This window comes from Acinetobacter sp. YH12236, assembly GCF_013417645.1.
Lineage (GTDB): Bacteria > Pseudomonadota > Gammaproteobacteria > Pseudomonadales > Moraxellaceae > Acinetobacter.
Genome location: NZ_VPDM01000060.1, coordinates 1 through 7,518 on the forward strand (window position 1 = coordinate 1; position 7,518 = coordinate 7,518).

Sequence of the window (7,518 nt, forward strand, 5' to 3'; positions counted from 1 at the left end):
GTGAAGGTAAAGAATGTTGAAGGGTGCAATCTAAATTTTCAGATAAAGTCATAAAAAAATGAGCGTATTTACATACACTCATTTTTACTACATTTTACTAATATTTGCTTAACTGACTGGCATTACCCTTAATGGGTGCTTTTTTATTGGAATTTTAAAATTAATTACCAGGTTCTTGGATCCCAGAGTTTAAACGGTGTGGTTAACTGTACATCTGTAGATGGATCATATTCAGTTGCCTTAATTTTCTGAGCTTTCTTGCGGATTTTCCCAGTTTCCTGATCCTGTGCAAAAAAGTTAAAACTGTCCGATTTTAACTGGGTAAAAGCAATTTCATTGAGGCCCACACTGCTCGGCATCAGCATCAGAGGTCCCGGAACACTACGACGGGTGCTTAGATTTTCTTCATCATACTTAATAAAATAGGATTGACCCGCTTCTACGGTAAAGTCCAGATATTTAGGTTTCTGGAAGTGCAAAGCACCTAAAGGACGGCTGGTACTCAAGCGATAAGTGCCTGCAGGTAACTCAATCCAGTAATGATGATTATGCAATAAACTCGGAATACGATGCTGATTGATAAATAGGCTGGCAGCGACAATTTCCTGACGGTTCCATTTGGAATCCGGGCGGTATAAATAAACAATTGCTGCATCCTCATGCTGAGGTTTAACTGCCTGAAAATGATTGCCCTGTTTCTGGTTGACCCAGCCGCCAATTGTAAACATCCCCACCCGATGCTGTTCGACGAAGCCTGGTTTTTTTTCAAGATCAATATTTTTTAAAGTGCTGAGTGGCTGTGTAGGCTCAACTACGGCTTTTTTACCGTGACAACCCATCAGCGCCAAACTGCCGATGAGCACCATTGCGACTCCACGCATGCTTATCCCTCACTGCGTCTTTATTCTTGTATGCAAGTGCTTTGCGATATATTTTTATAGCTTTCGGCGTCCACGCCTAGATGTTGAGATTAGCATCTGCTTTTATCTTTTGGAAATAAAAAACGTGCGAAAACACGGGGTTTTCGCACGTTTCTGACGAATAGCAATCAAGCAGATTTGCTATTCACCACCTTTAAATCAACTTTTGCCGCTGTTTCTGGCTCGTCATGTGGTTGACGTTCAGCACGAAATTCTGGTGCAGCTTCACCATTAATGACAGCTTCATTCACCACCACGGTGCCTACATCGCTACGACTCGGCAGGTCATACATGGTTTCTAGCAATGAATTTTCCAGAATAGAACGCAGGCCACGCGCACCAGTATTACGTTCCAGTGCTTTTTTCGCAACGGCACGTAGTGCTGAATCTTCAAAGACCAAGTCCACATTTTCCATCTCAAACAAATGTTTATATTGACGAGTTAATGCATTCTTCGGCTCAGTCAGAATCTGCATTAAAGCTTCTTCATCGAGCTCATCCAAAGTCGCAATCACGGGTAAACGACCAATGAATTCTGGAATCAGACCAAATTTCACTAAGTCAGTCGCTTCGACCTGACGGAACAATTCAGACAACTTTTTGCTTTCGTCTTTATTACGGACTTCTGCAGTAAAGCCAATACCACCTTTCTCCTGACGCTGCTGTACGATTTTCTCAAGACCTGAGAATGCACCGCCACAGATGAACAGGATATTCGAGGTATCAATCTGAATAAATTCCTGCTGCGGATGCTTACGACCACCTTGTGGTGGAATTGAAGCAACCGTACCTTCGATCATTTTCAGCAAGGCTTGCTGTACGCCTTCACCTGATACATCACGAGTAATGGATGGGTTTTCAGATTTACGGGTAATCTTGTCGATTTCATCGATATAGATAATACCCTTTTGCGCTTTTTCGACATCATAATCAGCTTTTTGCAAAAGCTTTTGTACAATGTTTTCAACATCTTCACCCACATAACCTGCTTCAGTTAGGGTTGTTGCATCTGCCATGGCAAATGGAACGTCCAGAAGACGGGCAAGGGTTTGTGCCAGCAAGGTTTTGCCTGAACCGGTCGGACCGACCAGCAGGATATTACTTTTGGCAATTTCAACGGAATCATCTGCTTTCTTACCATTGGTCTGTACTTTCAGACGTTTGTAATGGTTGTATACGGCCACAGATAATGTCTTTTTCGCTACGTCCTGACCAATCACATATTGATCGAGCGCCGCACGGATTTCATGCGGTTTCGGTAAAGGACGGTTCGCCCAGTCATTGGTTTCGACCTGTTGACTGGTTTGAACCAAATCTAAGCATACGTCCACACATTCATTACAAATGTATGCGTCCTCGCCTGCAATCAGCTTTCCGACTTCAGACTGCGTTTTACCGCAAAATGAACAATGCTTTTGTCCTTGAGGATGTTCGGACATATTTACTCCAATATCTCAATCTCTAAAACTTATGGACGTTTCGTTAGAACTTCATCCACAAGACCGTATTCTTTCGCTTGCTGAGCAGTCATGAAGTTGTCACGGTCTGTATCGCGTGCCACTTTTTCATAGTCCTGACCGCTATGTTCAGCCATTAAACGGTTTAAACGTTCTTTAATGAACAGAATTTCACGTGCGTGAATTTCAATATCTGATGCCTGGCCTTTGAAACCACCCAAAGGCTGGTGAATCATGACACGTGCATTTTCAAGGCAGTAACGTTTGCCTTTAGTTCCTGCATTGAGCAGGAATGCACCCATTGATGCTGCCTGACCCATACAGTAAGTCACAACATCCGGTTTAATAAACTGCATGGTATCGTAGATCGCCATGCCAGCAGTCACTGAACCACCCGGTGAGTTGATATATAAATGAATATCTTTATCTGGGTTCTCAGCTTCTAAAAACAACATTTGCGCAACGATCAGGTTGGCCATATTGTCTTCAACTTCACCTGTCAGGAAAATTACCCGCTCACGTAAAAGGCGTGAATAAATATCAAAAGAACGCTCACCACGAGAGGATTGTTCTACCACCATTGGCACTAAAGCGTTTTCAATCGTTGGAACATACATAGGTTTATTTATTCCTAAATTTTTGTGACTTAATCCATAATCACAATATGAGGGATAATCAATGAAATTGCAAAATAATCGCGAATAATTCCATCATATTTTTTGCATTAGTTTTGTGAAAATCAGATATGTCAAGAAATTACTAATATGAAAAAAGGCGCACGAAGCGCCTTTTTATGGAAAGCTTGAATTAGCCTTGTTGACGAGCTTGTTGCTCTTTCAATAAGTCTTCATAGCTTACAGTCGCATCAGTCACTTTAGCAGATGACAGAATGTGATCAACAACTTGATCTTCAAGTACAACTGCTTCGATTTGAGCACGTTGTTGCTTGTCATTTTTGAAGTATTCAATCACTTCGTTTGGATCTTCGTAAGAAGAAGCCATGTCTTCGATATAAGCTTCAACGCGCGCTTGATCTACTTCGATTTTCGCATCAGCAAGAATACGGCTTACCAATACGCCAAGTTTAACTGATTTCTCAGCTTGTTCTTTAAACAGGTCATCTGGAAGCATGCTTGAATCAAATGCTTTCGCGCCTTGAGCACCGAACTGTTGAGTGAACTGCTGGATCATTTGTTGACGTTGACGGTCAATTTCTTGAGCAACCATTGCAGATGGAAGTTCAACTTCGTTTGCAGCTACAAGTGCATCGAAAGTTGCGCCTTTAACCTGGTTACGCAGGCCGTTTTTCACTTCACGTTCCATGTTTTTACGAACGTCAGCTTTCAGTTTTTCAACGCCATCTTCTTCAGAAATACCGAAGATTTTCAGGAATTCAGCATCAATTTCTGGAAGTTTTTGTTTTTCAACAAGTTTCACATTGATTTTGAATTGAGCTTGTTTACCAGCAAGGTTTTCAGCTTGGTAATCTTCAGGGAAAGTAACATCGATCACTTTCTCTTCGCCTTTCTTCATACCGATGATGCCATCTTCGAAGCCAGGGATCATACGACCAGAACCTAAAACAAGTTTAAAGTCTTGCGCAGCGCCGCCTTCAAATTTTTCGCCATCAACAGTACCTTCGAAGTCGAAAGTTACTTGCATGTCTTTTTTAGCCATGCCTTTAGTTTCAGCCCAAGAAGCGCGTTGTTTTTGAAGATTTTCAATCATCTTCTCAACGTCTTTATCATTTACTTCAGACGCTTTACGTTCAACTTCCAGACCTTCGAATTTCACTTCAACTTCTGGATAAACTTCAACAGTCGCTTCATAAACTAAAGCATCATCTTTCATTTCAGTTTTTTCGATGTTTGGCATACCAACAGCGTTGATTTTTTCTTGTTGGATTGCTTCGAAAACTGTGTCGCGAATGATGTCGTTGACAACTTCTTGGTAGATACCAGCGCCGTATTCACGACGAACTACGTTTACAGGTACTTTACCTGGACGGAAGCCGTTGATCTTCGCAGTTTTAGCAGTGCGTTTTAAACGAGCTTCAAATTGCTCATTAATACGGCTCGTCGGTACAGAAACATTTAAACGACGGGCAACGCCCGAAACCGCTTCAGAAGTTACTTGCATGGCTTCCTCTATATATTTGGTAATAACAGGTTTATAAAAATGTGCCACATTATATGACAACATTTGCAGATATACAAAACACAATACTTGAATCGTCTTTATTGATGCTGTAATAATCAAATTTATTCAGTCAAATTCATTTTTCTTTGATTAAATATCCCTTCCCTCAAATAAGAGTAGATATATTGATTACTCAAACTGGACGGATCATCTCATTCATCGGCATTTATGGATTTTTATAGGACTTTTAGTAAACTTTTCTTTATCTTTTCTTCAAAATTTTTAAACTCTAATAATCTCAATAAAAGTAACGATAATAATCTATTAATCAGATCTATTTTAAATACATTAACTTAGAAACATTTTGATACACTATCACATTGATCAAACCAATTAATACAATCCTTAAAATCGTCATTTCCTATCGGCAAGTAATTCTTAATTTAAATAAGAATTATTATTATTCGCATACATAAATTTTATGCTTTTTTCGGGTTCCCACATGTCGTTTATCAAATCACGTAAAAAACTCGTTTCATCGGCGATTGCCTCTTCCCTCTCGATTGTAACCGTAAATGCTGTGGCTGATGAAAATGTGGTCAAGCTCGAAACTATTCATCAAGAAGTTAAAGCTGAACAGACACCAAGTTTAAAAGTAGATAATTCCACAAATAAGAAATTTGTTGCACCTTTACTGGATACACCTAAATCTGTATCAGTCATTTCTAAGCAACTGATTGAAGACACTCAAGTCACTACACTTTCTGATGCTTTACGTACTGTACCTGGTATTACTTTGGGTGCGGGTGAAGGTGGCAACCCGAATGGCGATCGTCCATTTATTCGTGGTTATAACTCTGAAAGCTCAATGTATGTAGATGGAGTTCGTAGCGCGACTTCACAAAACCGTGAAATGTTTGCGGTCGAACAGGTTGAAGTGACCAAAGGCTCTTCTTCTGCAATGGGCGGTGCCGGTACGACTGGCGGTAGCATCAACATGATCTCTAAGGTTGCTAAAGCTGGTGATTCTTTAGAAGGTTCCATTGCACAAGGTACCGATAATTACCAGCGCATCACTTTAGATGGCAACAAAGATTTCGGTAATGGCATTGCAGCGCGTATTGCTGTGATGGGTCATCAAAATGAAAAAGCAGGTCAGAAAGACGGTGCTGAATATAAACGTGCAGGTATTGCACCAAGTATCAGTTTTGGTCTGGATACCCCTACTCGTGGGACTTTAAGCTATTACTACTTAAAATCTGATGATACGCCTGATGCTGGTGTTCCATATAATTATGACAAAGATAAAAAAGCGACTGTCGGTAAACCTATCGATGTTAAACAAGGCATCTACTATGGTTTATTAAATCGTGATTTCCAGAAACAAGAAAATCAGATTGGTACACTTAAATTAGAACATGATCTGACTGATGATTTGACTTTGAGTAATACTGCTATTTATAGCAAGTCAAAAAATGATTATCTATGGACGCAGCCTGATGACTCAAAAGGTAACGTACTCAATGATAAAGTATGGCGTCGTATTAACTCACGGATTACAGATACAGAAACCTTTAGCGATCAACTTTCTTTAGCAGGTAAGTTTAATACCGGTGCTCTAAAGCATAGCTTTAATACAGGTGTTGAATACTCTAAACAAGAATCTGATAAAGGTAACTATTCAACCACCTACCCTGGCTACCCTGATAGCACGACAGGTGGATTTAACAGTGATTGTGCAAATAATGATGCATGGTGTACTTCTTTAACCAATCCAAACTCACGTGATCAATGGTTAGGTGCTCGTACAGCCAACAGAGCTACCACGACCACTACCACAGAAACAGCTTCTATTTATTTACTGGATAACATTGAACTCAATCCGCAATGGTTATTGGACTTAGGATTGCGTTGGGATGACTTTGATACCAAGCAAAAAACCAATGCTTCAGGTGAAACCATTTCAAGTGACGCTGATTTCTTCACTTACCAGGCAGGTCTTACTTTTAAACCGCGTGAAAATGGATCTATTTACACAAGCTTCGCTACTTCAGCCAACCCTGTAGGTGTTGACTCAGGTGATGGTTCAGAAGGTATTGCAGAAAATTATAGCAATCTCGATCCTGAAGAAAGCCGCACATTTGAAATTGGTACGAAATGGGATCTATTTAATGACAAATTGAATTTGACTGCTGCAATTTTCCGTACTGAAAAACAGAATGCTCGAGTTCAGTTAACACCGACTACTTATGCTAACGTTGGTGAAAGTAAGGTAGATGGCTTTGAGCTTGGTTTAAACGGTAATCTTACTGATAAATGGGCAGTCTCTGCGGGCTATACATACCTAGACAGTGAAGCTGTTGATAATGGAAAAAAATGTAGCGGTCGACCAACTGTATGTACAAATGAAGATAGTCCATACAATGGAAATAAAATGCCTAACGTTGCGAAAAACTCAGCCACACTTTGGACGACTTATGATCTAACCCCTGCGTTAACAATCGGTGCGGGTGCAGTTGCGATGGACAAAGTGTATGGTGACCTAGCGAATACTAAATATGTTCCAGGTTATGTACGCTATGATGCCATGGCACGTTATAACGTAAATCAAAATGTTGACCTGCAGTTAAATGTAAATAACTTATCTGATGAACGTTATTTCACTAAAGCTTATGCATCTCACTATGCAACTGAAGCAGAAGGCCGTAACGCAGTTCTTTCTCTGAACTTTAAATACTAAGTTTTAGCTTCTTCCCTCATCAAAAAATAGCCTCATTCGTGAGGCTATTTTTATTTTCTGAAAGATATAAAACTTTAAATCTAGATTTAGTTGTATTTATAAACCTTTTGATAAAAAGCTTTAAATAGAAAATAATTAACCTGAGTTCGATATAAAAAAAGAGTAGAAAAAAAGCCCTGTTTTTGTAACATATTGGTTCTCAAGACAAAATGTTATAAAACAAGGCTTCTCAATGGATCATATTACCGAATTATTTTGTATT

The 7,518-nt window shown here is 39.8% G+C and carries 5 protein-coding genes; 1 reads left to right on the forward strand and 4 read right to left on the reverse strand.

What is annotated here, in order from left to right; all coding sequences use genetic code 11:
- Positions 1–164: 164 nt before the first annotated feature.
- The 4 genes from FTV14_RS15495 to tig form a co-directional block, all read right to left on the reverse strand.
- On the reverse strand, positions 165–881 hold the full coding sequence (locus FTV14_RS15495; RefSeq protein WP_004781989.1) for a DUF2846 domain-containing protein: 717 nt from the start codon (positions 879–881) through the stop codon (positions 165–167).
- Between the two features lie 167 nt (positions 882–1,048).
- On the reverse strand, positions 1,049–2,359 hold the full coding sequence (gene clpX, locus FTV14_RS15500; RefSeq protein ID WP_004781987.1) for an ATP-dependent protease ATP-binding subunit ClpX: 1,311 nt from the start codon (positions 2,357–2,359) through the stop codon (positions 1,049–1,051).
- Positions 2,360–2,388: 29 nt separating this feature from the next.
- A complete protein-coding gene (gene clpP / locus FTV14_RS15505) occupies positions 2,389–2,994 on the reverse strand; it encodes an ATP-dependent Clp endopeptidase proteolytic subunit ClpP (RefSeq protein WP_004781985.1) in 606 nt (201 codons plus the stop codon).
- A 190-nt stretch (positions 2,995–3,184) separates the two neighbouring features.
- Entirely contained in the window at positions 3,185–4,516 is a 1,332-nt protein-coding gene (gene tig, locus FTV14_RS15510; protein WP_004781984.1) for a trigger factor, read from the reverse strand.
- A 502-nt stretch (positions 4,517–5,018) separates the two neighbouring features.
- Between tig and FTV14_RS15515 the strand changes: the two genes are divergently transcribed.
- The gene (locus FTV14_RS15515; protein WP_180054144.1) at positions 5,019–7,256 is read left to right on the forward strand and encodes a TonB-dependent siderophore receptor; all 2,238 of its coding nucleotides are present in this window, start codon (positions 5,019–5,021) and stop codon (positions 7,254–7,256) included.
- Positions 7,257–7,518: the final 262 nt, after the last annotated feature.